At 49.6% G+C, this 14,587-nt stretch carries 17 protein-coding genes; 12 read left to right on the plus strand and 5 right to left on the minus strand.

Annotated features, from left to right (window positions below):
* On the plus strand, positions 1-288 hold a 288-nt coding region (locus NP589_RS10820; RefSeq protein ID WP_371929667.1), incomplete at its 5' end, for a hypothetical protein.
* An 11-nt stretch (positions 289-299) separates the two neighbouring features.
* On the plus strand, positions 300-1,643 hold the full coding sequence (locus tag NP589_RS10825) for a hypothetical protein (protein ID WP_256606988.1): 1,344 nt from the start codon (positions 300-302) through the stop codon (positions 1,641-1,643).
* A gap of 175 nt (positions 1,644-1,818) precedes the next feature.
* Here NP589_RS10825 and NP589_RS10830 read toward each other — a convergent pair whose 3' ends face one another.
* The 3 genes from NP589_RS10830 to NP589_RS10840 form a co-directional block, all read right to left on the minus strand.
* Positions 1,819-2,124, minus strand: coding sequence for a BrnA antitoxin family protein (locus tag NP589_RS10830; protein ID WP_256606989.1), 306 nt, complete (start codon positions 2,122-2,124; stop codon positions 1,819-1,821).
* The gene (locus NP589_RS10835; protein ID WP_256606990.1) at positions 2,108-2,377 is read right to left on the minus strand and encodes a BrnT family toxin; all 270 of its coding nucleotides are present in this window, start codon (positions 2,375-2,377) and stop codon (positions 2,108-2,110) included. The genes NP589_RS10830 and NP589_RS10835 overlap by 17 nt, the downstream gene beginning before the upstream one ends.
* Before the next feature lie 687 nt (positions 2,378-3,064).
* On the minus strand, positions 3,065-3,190 hold the full coding sequence (locus NP589_RS10840; RefSeq protein ID WP_256606991.1) for a hypothetical protein: 126 nt from the start codon (positions 3,188-3,190) through the stop codon (positions 3,065-3,067).
* Positions 3,191-3,349: 159 nt separating this feature from the next.
* On the opposite strand from NP589_RS10840, the gene NP589_RS10845 reads away from it, so the two are divergent.
* Positions 3,350-3,970 (plus strand): hypothetical protein, encoded by a 621-nt coding sequence (locus tag NP589_RS10845; protein WP_256606992.1) that lies wholly within the window; start codon positions 3,350-3,352, stop codon positions 3,968-3,970.
* Between the two features lie 95 nt (positions 3,971-4,065).
* Here the strand turns inward: NP589_RS10845 and NP589_RS10850 are convergent, their stop codons facing one another.
* Entirely contained in the window at positions 4,066-4,593 is a 528-nt protein-coding gene (locus NP589_RS10850; protein WP_256606993.1) for a DnaJ domain-containing protein, read from the minus strand.
* 439 nt (positions 4,594-5,032) lie between these two features.
* Between NP589_RS10850 and NP589_RS10855 the strand changes: the two genes are divergently transcribed.
* The 5 genes from NP589_RS10855 to yfbR all read left to right on the plus strand — a co-directional run bounded on the left by NP589_RS10855 (position 5,033) and on the right by yfbR (position 8,896).
* Entirely contained in the window at positions 5,033-5,341 is a 309-nt protein-coding gene (locus tag NP589_RS10855) for a hypothetical protein (RefSeq protein WP_256606994.1), read from the plus strand.
* Positions 5,342-5,941: 600 nt separating this feature from the next.
* On the plus strand, positions 5,942-6,319 hold the full coding sequence (locus NP589_RS10860) for a hypothetical protein (RefSeq protein WP_256606995.1): 378 nt from the start codon (positions 5,942-5,944) through the stop codon (positions 6,317-6,319).
* A gap of 441 nt (positions 6,320-6,760) precedes the next feature.
* Positions 6,761-7,216: a hypothetical protein gene (locus NP589_RS10865; protein WP_256606996.1), complete on the plus strand. Its 456-nt coding sequence runs from the start codon at positions 6,761-6,763 to the stop codon at positions 7,214-7,216.
* Between the two features lie 277 nt (positions 7,217-7,493).
* The gene (locus tag NP589_RS10870; RefSeq protein WP_256606997.1) at positions 7,494-8,276 is read left to right on the plus strand and encodes a retropepsin-like aspartic protease family protein; all 783 of its coding nucleotides are present in this window, start codon (positions 7,494-7,496) and stop codon (positions 8,274-8,276) included.
* The gene (yfbR, locus tag NP589_RS10875) at positions 8,276-8,896 is read left to right on the plus strand and encodes a 5'-deoxynucleotidase (protein ID WP_256606998.1); all 621 of its coding nucleotides are present in this window, start codon (positions 8,276-8,278) and stop codon (positions 8,894-8,896) included. The genes NP589_RS10870 and yfbR overlap by 1 nt, the downstream gene beginning before the upstream one ends.
* A 16-nt stretch (positions 8,897-8,912) precedes the next feature.
* Here yfbR and NP589_RS10880 read toward each other — a convergent pair whose 3' ends face one another.
* Positions 8,913-9,581, minus strand: coding sequence for an NUDIX hydrolase (locus tag NP589_RS10880; protein WP_256606999.1), 669 nt, complete (start codon positions 9,579-9,581; stop codon positions 8,913-8,915).
* A 168-nt stretch (positions 9,582-9,749) separates the two neighbouring features.
* On the opposite strand from NP589_RS10880, the gene NP589_RS10885 reads away from it, so the two are divergent.
* From NP589_RS10885 to NP589_RS10900, 4 genes are read left to right on the plus strand one after another with little or no spacing between them, the layout of a single operon-like run.
* Positions 9,750-10,598 carry a cysteine hydrolase family protein gene (locus NP589_RS10885; RefSeq protein ID WP_256607000.1) on the plus strand — a complete coding sequence of 283 codons (849 nt, stop codon included), beginning with the start codon at positions 9,750-9,752 and terminating at the stop codon, positions 10,596-10,598.
* Between the two features lie 9 nt (positions 10,599-10,607).
* Positions 10,608-11,798: a nicotinate phosphoribosyltransferase gene (pncB, locus tag NP589_RS10890; RefSeq protein ID WP_256607001.1), complete on the plus strand. Its 1,191-nt coding sequence runs from the start codon at positions 10,608-10,610 to the stop codon at positions 11,796-11,798.
* 19 nt (positions 11,799-11,817) lie between these two features.
* Positions 11,818-13,518: an NAD+ synthase gene (locus NP589_RS10895; protein WP_256607002.1), complete on the plus strand. Its 1,701-nt coding sequence runs from the start codon at positions 11,818-11,820 to the stop codon at positions 13,516-13,518.
* An 11-nt stretch (positions 13,519-13,529) separates the two neighbouring features.
* The gene (locus NP589_RS10900) at positions 13,530-14,573 is read left to right on the plus strand and encodes a bifunctional nicotinamide-nucleotide adenylyltransferase/Nudix hydroxylase (protein ID WP_256607003.1); all 1,044 of its coding nucleotides are present in this window, start codon (positions 13,530-13,532) and stop codon (positions 14,571-14,573) included.
* Positions 14,574-14,587 lie beyond the last annotated feature (14 nt).

Consider the following 14,587-nt stretch of genomic DNA (forward strand, 5'->3'; position numbering starts at 1 on the left):
ACTAGGTTTGCGAAAGAGGGAGCAAAATTCCACATAGGCATGGTGTACTCAACGCAGTCGCCATCCACTATAAATAGCGAACTTCTTGCGCAAACTGAAAATTTCTTTGTTGGTCATCTTTCAAGTCAGGACGAGACAAAGAGTCTTTCTCGAGTTCAGATAGCGTTTTCTGGGATAGAGGAGGATATCCTTCGGGCTAAAACCCCTGGTTATATGCGAATGCTGACTATGTCACATCGTTTCGTTATACCGGTTCAAGCACATCGGTTTGAAGCTACCGCATCTTAGGGAGTATTGCTATGCCATATTCAGCCGGAGCAAGATTGCCAGGGGAATCAGCCTCAAAACTCGGCCATTTAGCAGTTATCCAAAGTGATTGGGTACGCGCACTAGTGAATGAGTTCGAGGCTGCAAAGCATGACGAACAGGATCCAACTAATACGCTTTGGGAGACCTACAATGCTGAGGGTGCAATACCGCTACGAAATGTTTGGGCAGTTGACGGCTCGTTTGTTTCTATTCAATCAGAACAAAAACCTCCGCGAGAAGTTGCATTCGTTAAAACTGCCTTGTTGGCTGTTGATCGGGTCCGTCTCGAAGCCATTGATAAAGACCACCCTCATCCACTATTGCTACAAGATGTCCTAACGGGAAGCGCAGTCTTCCACGCCACTGTTTTTCCATTGAAAAACGTCAGAACAGAACTTGGCACCAACTATGATGCGGTAAGGCATATAGTTCGCGATTCGATGAAGATTGACGAGGGCGGCGCCTTCTATGAAACTCTGAAATGGATTGCCTACAAGAAATGGGATAAGGCCAATATATCTAATTCGCCTGGATTTCAATGCCCCCACTGCCATGAAGATATTGTTCAGGGGTTACCAAACGACGCAGACGAGGGGGTATGCCCAAACTGTACAAAGACAGTCTTCTTGACCGATATGATCGGATTTCATCTAGATATGGATGAGGAAAGTGCCCCCGATTCAGTGGCATCTGCCTACATGTTGATCATGGAAACCCTGATGCTTTTCACGGCAATTCGCGTGCTTTGGGGACACACGGACAAAAGTCTTGTCACAGATACTCTGTTTATCAAGGACGGCCCACTGACGTTGAGAAGTCAGTACTCGAAGTTAGTCCCAAACATTCGAGACTTTTTACAGCATGCGAAAGATACCTCTAGGTCAGTTCATGTAATAGGTCAGGAGAAAAGCGGTGCCTTTTTCGATCATTTGGCATCTATAGTTCGCTTTGCGCAGCCACATGAACGAGATCAATCGCCTTCGTTTGCCGTGCTGTCGCATGAGTTTGTCCGTCGGGAAGTTCATCGCTCTCCGGATCTTGCCAATCCTTACGGTAAGCGAACAAATTGGGGTGAGAAGGTCTACCTCAAGATTGATCCGGGCACATACATGGTATTGAACATACCAACGGGAGATTATCTAGCCGATGCTTCGATGCCAACCAAGGAGCAACTAATTGGACTGCAGCGCATCATTGCTACTATCCCAAGTCTTGTTAGCCATAAGTTTGAGGGAGCTCTGTTTCCAGTTGAACTTGCAAACGGAATAGCATCAATGTCTAGCTATCCATCGGCGAGAATTTTACAGAGATTTATCGAAGAACAGTCACCATAATTGGTTTCAAACTTACGATTGTTGATCTAGTTTACATGAATGTAGACAAAATAAAGTCTTAGATTGTTTGTAAACAAAAGTTGAAAGCATTCATTATATTTTTGTAACTTTGGAGTTCAACCGCGTCGCGGACAAGTGCGGGGTTACCACGGGCGCGTGGGAACGAGCCAAATCTTCAGCCCGTTCTATTTTCCGGGTGTTCTTTCAACCATGTTTTCAGGGCGTCATTAATGCGGGTTTGCCAGCCACTCCCGGTTGCCTTGAAAGCCTCGACAATATCGGCATCCAAACGAATGGCAGTAAATACTTTGGGATTAGCCTTGCGTGGCCTGCCGCCTTTGGGTTTTAGCATTTCAGCTGCCATTTCCGCACCAAAAAGTTCCGGTAGCACCTCTGATGCCGGACGAGCGCGGCCAAAGTCTTGTTCTGTCCATTCCGGGTTATCATCGTCGAGCGAAGCGGGGTTAATTCGATTGGCCATAGCGTTTTTCCTCTCGTTTATTCGTTTTTCTAAAACTGATGATATGCAGGGCATCGTCACGGGGTGTAAACACCACGGCAAAAAGACGGTCTTCAATCTTGCCGAATGCTCTGAAGCGCCGTTCGCCATAATCCTGGCGGGTGTCTTCCATGATCAAGGCATGTTGCCAATCGAAGTTTTCGACCATAGTGAAAGGCAAACCGCGTTCCTGGATATTTCGGGCGTTTTTGGCGGGATCAAAAGTCAATCTCATGAGGTTATTGTATAGACAAAATCATGATAAGCCCATCCCGACTCACCCCATTTTTATGAATTTACGATGCTAACCTTAGAAAAGCTAACAACAATGTGCCATCGATACTCCGGGCAAGTTTTATTCTCTGGCTCGTGACAGACAAAATGCCATGGAGGTTTACGCCGAAGCGTTGCAAGTCCAAGGTCTAGTCGCTCTGAGCGTAGTAGACGACAGGTATTATGCGTCACACATTAGAGTGGTATTTAACCCTGGGATTAGGACAGCAAGTTTTAGTCAAGACGGAATAGGATCGGTGCACTTTCCCAGCTCCGGTCATTTGGCTCAAAATTGGTTCTATCTGGCAAGACTGAGCCAAACGACTGCGCCAAGTGGTCGCTATATAAAAATAAGCGATTGTAATAAAAGGTGTTTTCTTGTGGCTCACGATTAATTTATGAGCCAAGCTTACCAGTCAAAATCGGCGAGACCCTCAGAAATTGCGGCATAAAATCGGCTTGAACGCACTCCCTTTGGCCGCGACCGCATATAAGCCCAAGCCGGCGGCGTATAAAAAACTCTCGGCTGTATCCACAACAAGTCCGGCGGTGCCTTCGCGTCTTTTGGCTGCGCCTTCGAACCTGCCGGGGTGCCTTCCAGGTTTGCGAAGGTGCGTTCCGGACATTTGGATATGCCTTCCAGAGATTTTTATATGCCGCCGGGACTGTTTGGAATGCCTTCGCGGTGGTCGGCAACCCGCACGGATGCTTCGGAAGTTGCATTAAAGCCTATGGCTATGCCCTCGGCCGGTTTTAATATCCAAACGCGCGACATTTAGCCGCACTTGTGTAAGTTGATAGCTTATCTATACTCTTTGGCGACATAGTTCTAACGCTAGTCATTCCCTTCGATTTATTCCAATACTTACGCCGGCGATTCGGCCTGTTGGCCGCTGCGTGGCTTGTTTATCGTTGATTTATAAGGAGCACACTGATGGCTAAAGCAGATTATTTCCCCCGCCCCGATGGCGATTTGTTGATGTGGCATGACCGGTTTATCGTCAATCTTGCTGCGTTGAAAACCCAGTTGGGTTTATCCGACGAGGATATTGCCGCTTGCAATACCGAGAACCAAGAATTGCATGTCAAGGTATCGGCCGCCAATATCGCCGCCGCGGCCGCGCATCATGCGACCGCCGATAAACAGGCTTACCGCGGCCAATTCGAGAATAAGGTAAGAGCGTTGGCACGGCGCATCAAAGCTCACCCCGGTTATACGGAAGCATTGGGTAGTCTGCTGGGTATCGTCGGCGCGGAAATCAATACGGACTTAACCGATGCCAAACCGGTGCTGAAGGCTGCCGATCAGACCGGCGGGAATGTGGTATTGAGTTTTCAAAAATTCAAAAGTGACGGCATCAATATCTATTCCCAACGGGAGAATGAAAGCGAATTTATGTTTCTAGCCCGCGACACCCAAACCCGCTATGTGGATAACCGTGCACTATTGGTTGCCGGAAAGCCTGAGCTGCGCCGTTATACGGCGGTTTATGTGTTGAAAGATAGGGAAGTGGGTCAATACAGTGATGAACTGGTCGTTAGTTGCGCACCGTGAGCTTTTACGATGACCATCACAAAACCTCGCCAAAGTGACCGGTACTTTGAATTTGGCAATATCTTCAGCGCAAATCGAGATTGCGGGTAGCAATCCTAGATGTGCGCAAGTAATGCGTTGCGCGCTTCCGTTATGCGAATGAACTGTTCGTTGCTGCCGCCGGCATCGGGATGGGCCTTTTGGGCCAGCCGTCGAAAAGCGGTTTTAATCTGGGATGATTCTAGCGTTCCATCGATTGGCAGATTTAGTATCTGACGGTGACGCTGTTCGTCCAATGGTTTGTGGTTGAATTGATGCCGGTGCTGGCCGCTATAGAGACGCTCAAATTTTTCGTTTATGCGTTGCTCTGCCGCACGGCGTATTTTGAGGGACTCCCGCCGTAGTTCCACTTGGTCGTCTTGCCATCTCTGGCGCGACATAACGATACAGGCGGCGTAGGCGATTCGACCGTGCGTGTATAGCGCGTCGAAGCTGAAAGGGCCGACCATGTCGAAGGGTTCCTCCAGCCAGGCGATTCTACCGCCAGCACTCGCTTCGACCCGCTGAATTACCACCGTGGTGACGAGGCCGAGCGCGCCATTCCAGATGACCCATTCTTCATCATCCGCAGACTTGTCATCCAAGGGATATCTCCTCGTCTTCGCCGTGACAATGACCACTGGGCAAGGTGCTGACACAGCGGTTCTGCTGGTCGGATGTCGGCCAGGAGTCAGTAACAATTGTGGGATGATTTGAGGTAAACACTACAAAAATAGCCCTTTGGATATGAGTTTTTACTAAGCAAGCAAGTAGCACACCAATAAAACGGCACGGTTAAATCGGGCTTTAGTCCAAACGTTGGCGAGCGGGTTAGCTTAGGGATAGCTTTTTGATAGGTAAAATTCCGGTAACGGCCCTATTTCAGCATCCACCAAGTTGTGCCGACAAATCTGGCATGAAGTTTGTTGGTTGTACGATTCCCAATAATCCGTGTTGGAGCATTTGCCTGGTATTTGAAGCCAAGCTTTTTGGAACGAACGCTCTCAATTAAACCACAAGCGCTCCAGCCTATATTTAAGATTCATGATGACCAAAAACAATGTACTAACTCCCGAACAAATCGAGCATTTATCGTCGTTGCGATACATCAATGCCATCGATGAACACATGAGAATCGTGGCCGGCGTTAAGGTGCTTGATAACACTGATCAGTACGACAACTCTGTGCTGTTGGTACTCGATATATTCATTGATGACAATCGCATCGACAAGATGAGTTTCAATTTGCACAATTATGCCTATGAAGAGATCGTAGCGCTCGCACGGGATATTCGTAACAACGACTACATTTTGCGGGCAGTCGACACTGCATTGGCCGGAGACAATGAATAAACTCGGACTCGCACCTGCTGCGCGACATCAGCAAAATTGCTGATTCTCCCGATACTGCCCCGCGTTTCTCCCAAATGCCCCTTCAAATAGTTTCTAATAAAGAAACAAATAAAACAATAAACACCTAATTGTTTATTTTATGGATGGGTTTATAGTGAAGTCGTGCTTGCAAAGCAACTAAACACAGAAAAGGTGAACCAGATGAATACTTCAAAAAGCTTATACAGAGACGCGATGACCGGAATGTTTTTTGTCATTGGCATGCTGAGCTTTATGTCTGGTCAATTTATCCTGTCCACGCTCTTGTTTGGTACTGCGTCCTTAGCCAGCAACTTGAATTTGGCTATACCCGCTCATATATAGTTTTTGTGTGACCTCTTAGCGGCTCCTCCTGGTCGCGACACTCTATGGCCTCTATCGCTGATTACGGTAGAGGCCTTTTTTGTGTTCGTAAGAAGCTTATTTCCAACTGCGATGAAACTGACGACCATAGATGGATAATCGCAAGCGATGTAATTGAATAATCCAAGCTCTAAGTGCTCTTTGATCCAAGAGGAGCGATAATGTGCTAACGCTGAAGAATCCCACTCAGGAGGATTTATGGTCAGGCATTCAATGATTTTGGTATTTGGCTGGTTTTTGTCAGGCACGGCTTTTGGCGATCAGGATGACTGGGTCTATATACCGCGTCAACAGCCGCAGCAGCGACAATACCAACAGCAACCCGAACAGCGGCAATACAATCGCCGAGACGATTACCGGAATGACTATAACCAGGATCGGGATTATCAAGACTATCAAAGTAACCAAGGCTATCAAGGCTACCAGGGTGGTTATCGCGGCTACATTCATCAGCCTCCGACAGGCTATCAGGCTCCAGCCGATTATTACGGTTTGCCACCTGTAAGGGGTTTCGTCTACCCACCGCAACCGCAGCAAATGCCACGGTTTGAGAATCACCATCGCGGTCGCTGGTAGCTATAAATCTGATTATTGATCGTTGGCATGAAAAACGCGTCAGGCTTTGGACACTTTTTCGCTACGATTAACCTTATGATCCAGAGCGTTTTTGTCGGGAATTCGATAAATTGTCGGACTGTTGTTAAGCATTCCCTGGGTTAGGCTGCTTTTTTGCGGGTTTTGGGGTTACCAGGAAAGTGCTGGCTTTCTATGCATAAGGAAACTCTAAACAAGTTGATTACGCTCATACCCTCAGGGCACAAGTGGTTCGATAAGCTCACCACGAGCGGAATCAATAACATACGGTTCGCCTTGAGCCTGTCGAAGGGCTTAATCAGAGCGTCTTTAAGCATTTAAAAACAAACAGTTATTTCCCGATATTGCAATCCGTGGAACTTGGTCATGATTTTGCTTGGCTGTTGATGCCTGTCCAAAATCAAATTGACTAAGGGGAATAAAATGTTTGAACACAAAAATCTTGACGGCATCTGGAACCGCGTCGTTTCTGCAAGCAATGCCTTTCTGAGCGGCGATATTCTTGAAACTCGGGATATGGTGGGCACCGAACCCGAGAAAATCGCCCGTATGCAATTTGCTGTAATCGGCCAATACTTGGTCGAGCGTTGCCTGCCGCCGGAAGCCCTGAGCGAAACCTGGGCGCAGGATGCCGGCAAATTGCCTTGGTGGGATTCAGTAAAAAACCCGCCGCATATGGGCATTATTGCCGACTTCAACAGCCATAACGGCGGTCTGCACCGTATTCCTTTCGATGCCAATCATAATGTCGTCGGCTTTGCCAGCGATGGTGAGGAAATCGTTTTGGGTAAAGGTGTGTACACGGTCATCCGCAAAAGCGATGGCAAAGAGTTAAGCGCCGCCTCGAAGAGCGAATTGCGCGAGTTGTATTTCTCGTAACCAGCGGATTGATTGGCATAGGACTGGGTTGAGCTAAGCGAAACCCAGTTTTAAAACGCCTGGAATGGCCATGGTTGATCTTTCAAGTTTCCGGGGGTTGGGCATCCAATTTACGATGATGTCGGATCCTGTTTTTAGCTGCGAGTAGTTGTTTTCCCTGAAACGATACGCGTTTTTCCAGTTCACGTTCACCGGCATGAGGTGTTTTAGGTAATAATCGGCGCGTAGCTGAAAATGTTACGAGTTTTTCGCTAAACGCAGATTATCGGGACAGAACATGGGTATACAGGACCGCGACTACTACCGGGAAAAATATAAACAGGCGTCGCCAGGCAACAGTCCCGATTTTGTTGTCAATCAGAAGACCCCGCGTCGTCAGGTAAAAACAACCAGCAGTGCGCGTTATCTGTTGTTTCCGGTCTTAACCATTGCCGCACTGTGGTTCGGCGCCGATGCCTTTTTGACGTTCCAACAGGCCAAAAGGCAGACGGATATACCGCTACCGGTCGCTAGTGCTCCGCAAGTCCAGCCGCAATCTAATCTGATTTCCACCAAAGCCGGCGGCGTTGTCTTGGAAACCGACCCGCAAGGTCATTTTCGCGGCACGGTGCTGGTCAATAACGTGCCCATGCCTTTTCTGATCGATACTGGTGCTACCAAAACCGTGATTCCGAGCAGGATGGCAATCCAAGCCGGTTTGCCCTTTGGCGGGGTGGTGCAATCGAATACCGCCGGCGGCAAAGTAGCGGATCGCGCGACTCAAATCACTAGCCTGGTTTTGGGTAGTGCCGTCATCAAAAATCTCGATGCGCACATCAACGATCATCTGGATGAAGTGTTGATTGGGATGAATACTTTAAAATATTTCCAGATGACACAAACCGGCAATACGCTGACCTTGGTAGCCAATAATCAAACCGGTAACAGACCCGCGAATCAGTCCATGACCAGCCTGGAGACTGTGGCTGCCAATCAAGCGGTTAAAAAGCCAACGACCATCAAAAAGACCGTGCATTGCGATGAACGCAATGTTTGCACGACAACTTACAGCGATCATTGATGCCAGCCATTAGCAGCAGTTTTTATGCCTACCTATCGCGCTTGCGCTGGATCAAGCGTTGGGGCTTGAAGCGCAACGCCCATGAAGAAAATGTCATGGAGCACAGCTGGGAGGTGGCGGTGATCGCACATACCCTAGCGTTGATCAAAAATCGCTATTTTGATGGTCAAGTCGACGCCAATGCCATAGCAACCGCTGCGCTGTATCATGATGTGACGGAAGTAATCACCGGCGATTTGCCGACGCCGATCAAATACCATTCGCCGGCGATACTCGGCGCGTATAAGCAAATCGAACAACAGGCCGAAACCGAGCTGTTGAACTTGTTGCCGGACGCCTTGCGCGAGGATTTTCGATCATTTATTCAACACGAAAGCCTGCCGGAGGCTCATCAGCAAATTATCAAAGCGGCCGATAAAATTTCCGCTTACCTAAAATGCCAAGCCGAACTCAAGGCCGGCAATACCGAGTTTGAAATGGCCGCCGAGCAACTGGCTAAAAATATTCATGAATTGCAGCAGCCGGAAGTGGTGTTTTTTATGCAGGCCTTTGCGCCGAGTTGTGGTTTGACGCTGGATGGTTTGATGCAAAAAAACGATTCTGTAACAGGCCGGCACTAAGCTAAAAGATCGAGCGCTATAGTCCGCGCACCAATAGTTTTAACTGATTTTTAAATTCGCTTTTCAGCCGATATAGCTGCGCCGGCCGATGCGCACCGGCTGATTCGGTCTGCCCAGCTACTGTTTCCAACACGCCTAGTTCGTCCATTTTTCGTCGGAAACTGACTTTGTTCAAGGTTTCGCCCAAGCAGGCCTCGTAAATCTTCTGCAATCTTGGCAGGCTAAAGGTTTCCCCCGCCAAATAACAAGGCAAGGAGGAATACTGCGACTTGTTGCGAATCCGCTCCACAGCGGTGGCTATGATCTCGTTATGGTCAAACGGTAAGCGCCGCAAGGCATCCACCGGCCAAATCGTCAGACCCGGATTGGTTGCGGACAGGATCAAATCGGCATCGACCAAGGCAAAATGCACCACCGAAATCGACCAGCCGCGCGGATCTCGCGCGGCGCCGGCAAAAGTTTTCAGTTGCTCTAAATAGGGCGGTAGCAAGCCGGTTTTCTGTTGCAGGATGCGCACCGCAGCGTCCAGGCAATCTCTATCGTCTTGAGCATGGATATAACCGCCAGGCAAGGCTTCCTGGTTTACATAAGGTTCTTTGTCGCGCTTGGACAGCGTGACACACAAGCGATCGTCTTTGATGATCAGCAAGACGATATCGACGGTTGAAATAATTGGCTCGGGCATATCAATATTCAGTTGGGCGATGCTAGAGATCGTACTTAGTAAAGGATTATAAACAATTCTATCAATACCTCTATAAAAAGCGGGTCGTGAAATATTTTTGTTAGTTGCAACTTGAAACTAACTGGGTTAATCTAAGCCCACATCAAATATTGTTTCAGGTTAAAGCCCATGCCAAATACTCAGTTACTGATCATCGATGCGCAAAACGATTTTTGCGATTACTCCACCGAGGCTTATGTGCCGGCTTTACCCGTGCCCGGTGCTTATCAGGATTGCCTGAGACTGGCGCAGCTAATTAACCAGGTTGGATCAGGCATTGGCGGGGTGCTTGCCACGCTCGATAGTCACCATATGATTGATCTAGCGCACAACACGTCTTGGCTAACTGAACAAGGCACAGCGCCGCCGCCGTTTTCTTTGGTCACAACCGCTAATTTTATAGCTAGGCGCTATCGGCTGGCCGCAGCAGAAGTGACATCCGAGCAAAACGACTATGTTCTAAACTACCTGCAACAACTGGAACAGATGCAACGGCCTTTTATACTGTGGCCGCCGCATTGTCTAATCGGCACACAGGGACACAATCTTAATGCTGAATTGGCACAGGCCTTGAGCGACTGGGAAACCCGGACCTCCAAGCCCGTTACCTTTGTGCAAAAAGGCGAAAACATTTGGACGGAAAGTTTTTCCGCGTTAAAGGCCGTCATCCCCGATCCTACCGATCAGGCCACGCAGTTGAATCTGGCCGTGCTGGAAATGCTCGCTCGGTCGGATCGTTTATTGATCGCTGGCCAAGCCAGCAGTCATTGCGTCAAGGAAACGATTAACGACATCTTGCAGTTCGGCGCTGCCGGGCTAAAACACAAACTGGTGATTCTGACTGACTGCATGAGTCCGGTGAGTGGATTCGAAGCGGCAGTCGAGCAATTTTTTACCGAGCTGCGTGCCCAGGGCATTCGTCTGGCGACCAGCGCCGAAATTGCCTTAGAACTCGTCCCCGCAAACACTCAATATTAAGGAATGCTCATGACTGCTATCGTCAAAAGCCTGCTGGAAAACGATTTATACAAATTTCCGATGTGGCAAACCATGCTGCATAAACGCCCGGAGGCCAGCGCCGAATACGATTTTATCTGCCGGAGTACGCCGGAATATCCGCTGGCTGAATTGCTGGGCGATGTCAAACAAGAACTGGATCACCTCTGTTCCTTGCAATTCGCGGATGACGAACTGGCGTATTTGGCCAGGCTGCGTTACTTGAAGCCGGATTTCATCGAGTTCCTGTCCTTATTTCGGTTTAGAAGCAAATACATCAAGGTATTTGCCGAAGGCGACACCCTAAGAATTCAAGCCCAGGGTCCGCAAGTGCATGTGATGAATTTCGAGATATTTTGTTTGTACATCGTCTCTGAATTGTATTTTCGTCGCTTCGACCAGGCGGCGTTGCTGGCGGAAGGCCGGCGCCGTTTGCAGGAGAAATTGGCTACCCTGAAAGTCTTTGCCAAGCAACCCTCAAAAACCCATGCCTTTGAGATTTTCGATTTTGGTTTGCGCCGGCGCGCTTGGGGTAGTTGGCAAGAAGAAGTCGTGCGCACGTTTCAAGCCGAAGTGCCCAGCTTGTTCAAAGGCACGTCCAACGTCTATCTGGCCAAACAATTCGGTTTAACACCTATCGGCACCATGGCGCACGAGTATCTGCAATCTTATCAAGCCCATGTGGTGCGGCTACGCGAGTTTCAGCGCATGGCCTTGGAAGATTGGGCGCAGGAGTTTCGCGGCGACCTGGGGGTGGCGTTGACCGACACCATTGGCATGGATGCTTTTCTGCGCGATTTTGATTTGTATTTTGCCAAGCTGTTTGACGGCCTGCGACACGATTCCGGCGACCCGGTGGTTTGGGGCGAAAAAGCCATCGCCCATTATCAAAAACTACGCATCAATCCGCACAGCAAACGCCTGGTGTTTTCCGATGGCCTGGATATACCCAAGGCGATTGGGCTCTATGATCATTTTGCTGATCGCATTCAGTTGGGCTTTGGCATAGGCACCCACTTAACCAACGACTTGGGCGGCCCCAAACCATTGAATATTGTGATGAAGCTGGTGCGCTGTAACGGCGACCCGGTCGCGAAATTGTCCGACGCTCCTGGCAAAACCTTATGTAATGACCAAACCTTTATCGCCTATTTGCGGCAGATTTTTAATCACTACGCCTAAATTCTGCATAGGAAACTTTATGTCTACATGTAATGCCTTGACCGTCGCCATCGCCCAAATCAATCCGATGGTTGGCGATTTTGCCGGCAATCTCGAGATTGCGAAAGACGCGTTCCAAAAAGCCGGCGAGCAACAGGCGCAACTTTTGGTATTTCCGGAATTGTCCTTATGCGGCTATTACCCTGGCGATCTGTTGAACGAATCGGCGTTTATTCGCAAAGCATACGAAGCTCTGGCGGAACTGACCACATTCTCGAGACAATATCCGGAGATCACCGCCATTGTCGGCATGCCTAAGACATCCACCGGCCCAGGCAAGCCGTTGTATAACGCGCTGCTTGCGATACATAACGGCGAAATAATTGCCGAATATCACAAGCAGTTGCTGCCTACTTACAATGTTTTCGACGAGCGCCGTCACTTTGAACCGGGTCAACAGGGCGCTGTGAGCATCGATATCGACCGCTACAAAGTTGGTCTGATGATTTGCGAAGACGGCTGGAACGACAATGCCGACGATTATCCGGTTAATCCTTACGAAGCACTTGCTGAGGCTCGCCCGGATTTTGTGGTCAGCATTAATGCCAGCCCGTCCAATATCGGTAAGCGCGCACAGCGGCACAAAGTGATTTGCGGTGCGGCACACCGACACGCGTTGCCGATACTTTACGTTAATCAAGTCGGCGGACAAGACAGCATTGTGTTCGACGGCGCTTCGTTTGCGGTGAATGCCAACGGCGAGATCGCACTCGAATGGCCGGCTTTCCAAACCGTGATAGACACGTTGGGTTTTGTAGAGGGCGGATTTCAACCTGCTGCGCAGTTTGTCGAACACCAAATCGATAACGATCAGGAATTTATTCTGCAACATATTGTGTTGGGCTTACGCGACTATGTGCGGCGTTGCGGCTTCAAGCAAGTCGTGGTGGGTTCGTCGGGGGGCATCGATTCTGCATTGACGATCGCGATTGCCGCCGAGGCCTTGGGGCCGGAGAATGTCATCGCCATCACGATGCCGTCGGCATTTTCGAGCAGTGGTTCGGTGAGCGATTCGCAACTGCTCTGCGATGCCTTGGGCGTGCCGCTTTACAGCTACCCGATCAAGACGCTGGTGAATGATTTTGGCACGCAATTTCAAAGCAGTTTTACCGACGAATTGCGCGGCTTGAGCCTGGAAAATTTGCAGGCCCGCCTGCGCGGCACCATCCTGATGGCGTACTCCAACCACTCCGGCGCGATGGTACTGACCACCGGCAACAAAAGTGAAATATCGGTCGGTTATTGCACGCTGTATGGTGACACCAACGGCGGCTTGGGCCTGATCGGCGACCTTTACAAAACCGAGGTGTATCGCTTATCGGCCTATATTAATCAGCGCGCCAACCGCGAGATCATTCCCGCAGCGATTTTGACTAAACCACCCTCGGCCGAATTGGCGCCCGATCAGAAAGACACCGATAGCTTGCCGCCTTATGAGGTGCTGGATGAAATCTTGAAACTGCTCATCGAAGGCAAGCAACTGGCTGAACATGAATACCAGCAAGCCCATGACTTTGTGGCGGGCTATCGAGCCACCGCAGCCGGCGAAGCGGTGTACCAACGCATCGTCGGCATGATCGCGCGCAACGAGTACAAACGCCGGCAGGCGCCGCCGATTATTCGGGTGCGGCCCAGAGCGTTCGGCGCCGGCCGGCAAATGCCGATTGCGGCCAAGCACTAAGGGTAAACGCGATGACCAAGTACCAAAAAGCCATTGTGATTGGCCGTTACCAAATCTATCACAAGGGTCACGAGCAACTCACCAGCCGGGCACTGGAAATCGCCGATGAGGTGCTGGTGATAGTCGGTTCATCGTTTCAGTCCAGAAACATCCGCAATCCGTTTAAATGGACCGAGCGGGCGGCCATGATCACAGCCACTCTCGCGGAGGGCGATCAAGCCCGTCTGCGGTTTTTGCCGGTGCGGGATTATTACGACGATATGCTTTGGAATGCCGATGTCAGGCGGCAGGTTAGCGCTTGTGTTTTCGACGCCGACCGGATCGTGTTGGTAGGCTTTAAAAAAGACGACACCAGTTATTATCTGGATAACTTTCCGGATTGGTCGATGGTGGAGATAGAGTCAAAGTTTGACATCAATGCTACGGCGTTGCGTAACCAGCTGTTTGCGGCAGAAAATGCGGAGACTGGGTTGGCAAGCATCGCCAATCGCATTTCGATGCCGGTGAGGGAATTTCTAAATGATTGGTCAAATAGTCCCGAGTACGCCGTACTAAAAGCCGAATACACTAAAATCGATCAAGCGAATCAAGTCTACGCCGGGATTCCTTGGGATATCATTGCCACCACCGTCGATGCGGTGGTCACTGTCAATAATCATGTGTTGCTGGGCAAGCGCAAGCATTTTCCGGGTAAAGGACTGTGGGCCATACCGGGTGGCTTTCTGGAAAAACGCGAATCATTGCTACAAGGTGCGATCCGCGAATTAAAGGAAGAAACCAGTCTGAATGTGCCGGATGACGCTTTGCGAGATTGTCTGCAACACGTTAAGGTCTTTTCCCACCCGAGAAGATCATGCCGCGGCCGGGTAATCACCCATGCGCATCACTTTGCGTTGGGAACACCTTGGCTTGATAAAACTTGGCCTGAGATAAAAGCTGCTGACGATCTTGAAAGCGTGGCTTGGGTACCGATCACGCAGCTGCCTGCGTTGGAAGAAGAGCTGTTTGAAGACCATTTCGCTATATTGTGCAACCTCCTGTCAATTCAAGTCTGATCAGGAGCGTTACT

It is taken from the genome of Methylomonas rosea (assembly GCF_024505055.1).
In the GTDB taxonomy this organism is placed as follows: domain Bacteria; phylum Pseudomonadota; class Gammaproteobacteria; order Methylococcales; family Methylomonadaceae; genus Methylomonas; species Methylomonas rosea.

Coding starts and splice junctions, on each gene's coding strand:
- NP589_RS10865 (WP_256606996.1), top strand. CDS start 6,761: ATGTTTGAACACAAAAATCTTGACGGCATCTGGAACCGCGTCGTTTCT.
- NP589_RS10860 (WP_256606995.1), top strand. CDS start 5,942: ATGGTCAGGCATTCAATGATTTTGGTATTTGGCTGGTTTTTGTCAGGC.
- NP589_RS10825 (WP_256606988.1), top strand. CDS start 300: ATGCCATATTCAGCCGGAGCAAGATTGCCAGGGGAATCAGCCTCAAAA.
- NP589_RS10880 (WP_256606999.1), bottom strand. CDS start 9,581: ATGCCCGAGCCAATTATTTCAACCGTCGATATCGTCTTGCTGATCATC.
- NP589_RS10885 (WP_256607000.1), top strand. CDS start 9,750: ATGCCAAATACTCAGTTACTGATCATCGATGCGCAAAACGATTTTTGC.
- yfbR (WP_256606998.1), top strand. CDS start 8,276: ATGCCAGCCATTAGCAGCAGTTTTTATGCCTACCTATCGCGCTTGCGC.
- NP589_RS10840 (WP_256606991.1), bottom strand. CDS start 3,190: ATGTCGCGCGTTTGGATATTAAAACCGGCCGAGGGCATAGCCATAGGC.
- NP589_RS10895 (WP_256607002.1), top strand. CDS start 11,818: ATGTCTACATGTAATGCCTTGACCGTCGCCATCGCCCAAATCAATCCG.
- NP589_RS10845 (WP_256606992.1), top strand. CDS start 3,350: ATGGCTAAAGCAGATTATTTCCCCCGCCCCGATGGCGATTTGTTGATG.
- NP589_RS10900 (WP_256607003.1), top strand. CDS start 13,530: ATGACCAAGTACCAAAAAGCCATTGTGATTGGCCGTTACCAAATCTAT.
- NP589_RS10830 (WP_256606989.1), bottom strand. CDS start 2,124: ATGGCCAATCGAATTAACCCCGCTTCGCTCGACGATGATAACCCGGAA.
- NP589_RS10870 (WP_256606997.1), top strand. CDS start 7,494: ATGGGTATACAGGACCGCGACTACTACCGGGAAAAATATAAACAGGCG.
- pncB (WP_256607001.1), top strand. CDS start 10,608: ATGACTGCTATCGTCAAAAGCCTGCTGGAAAACGATTTATACAAATTT.
- NP589_RS10835 (WP_256606990.1), bottom strand. CDS start 2,377: ATGAGATTGACTTTTGATCCCGCCAAAAACGCCCGAAATATCCAGGAA.
- NP589_RS10855 (WP_256606994.1), top strand. CDS start 5,033: ATGATGACCAAAAACAATGTACTAACTCCCGAACAAATCGAGCATTTA.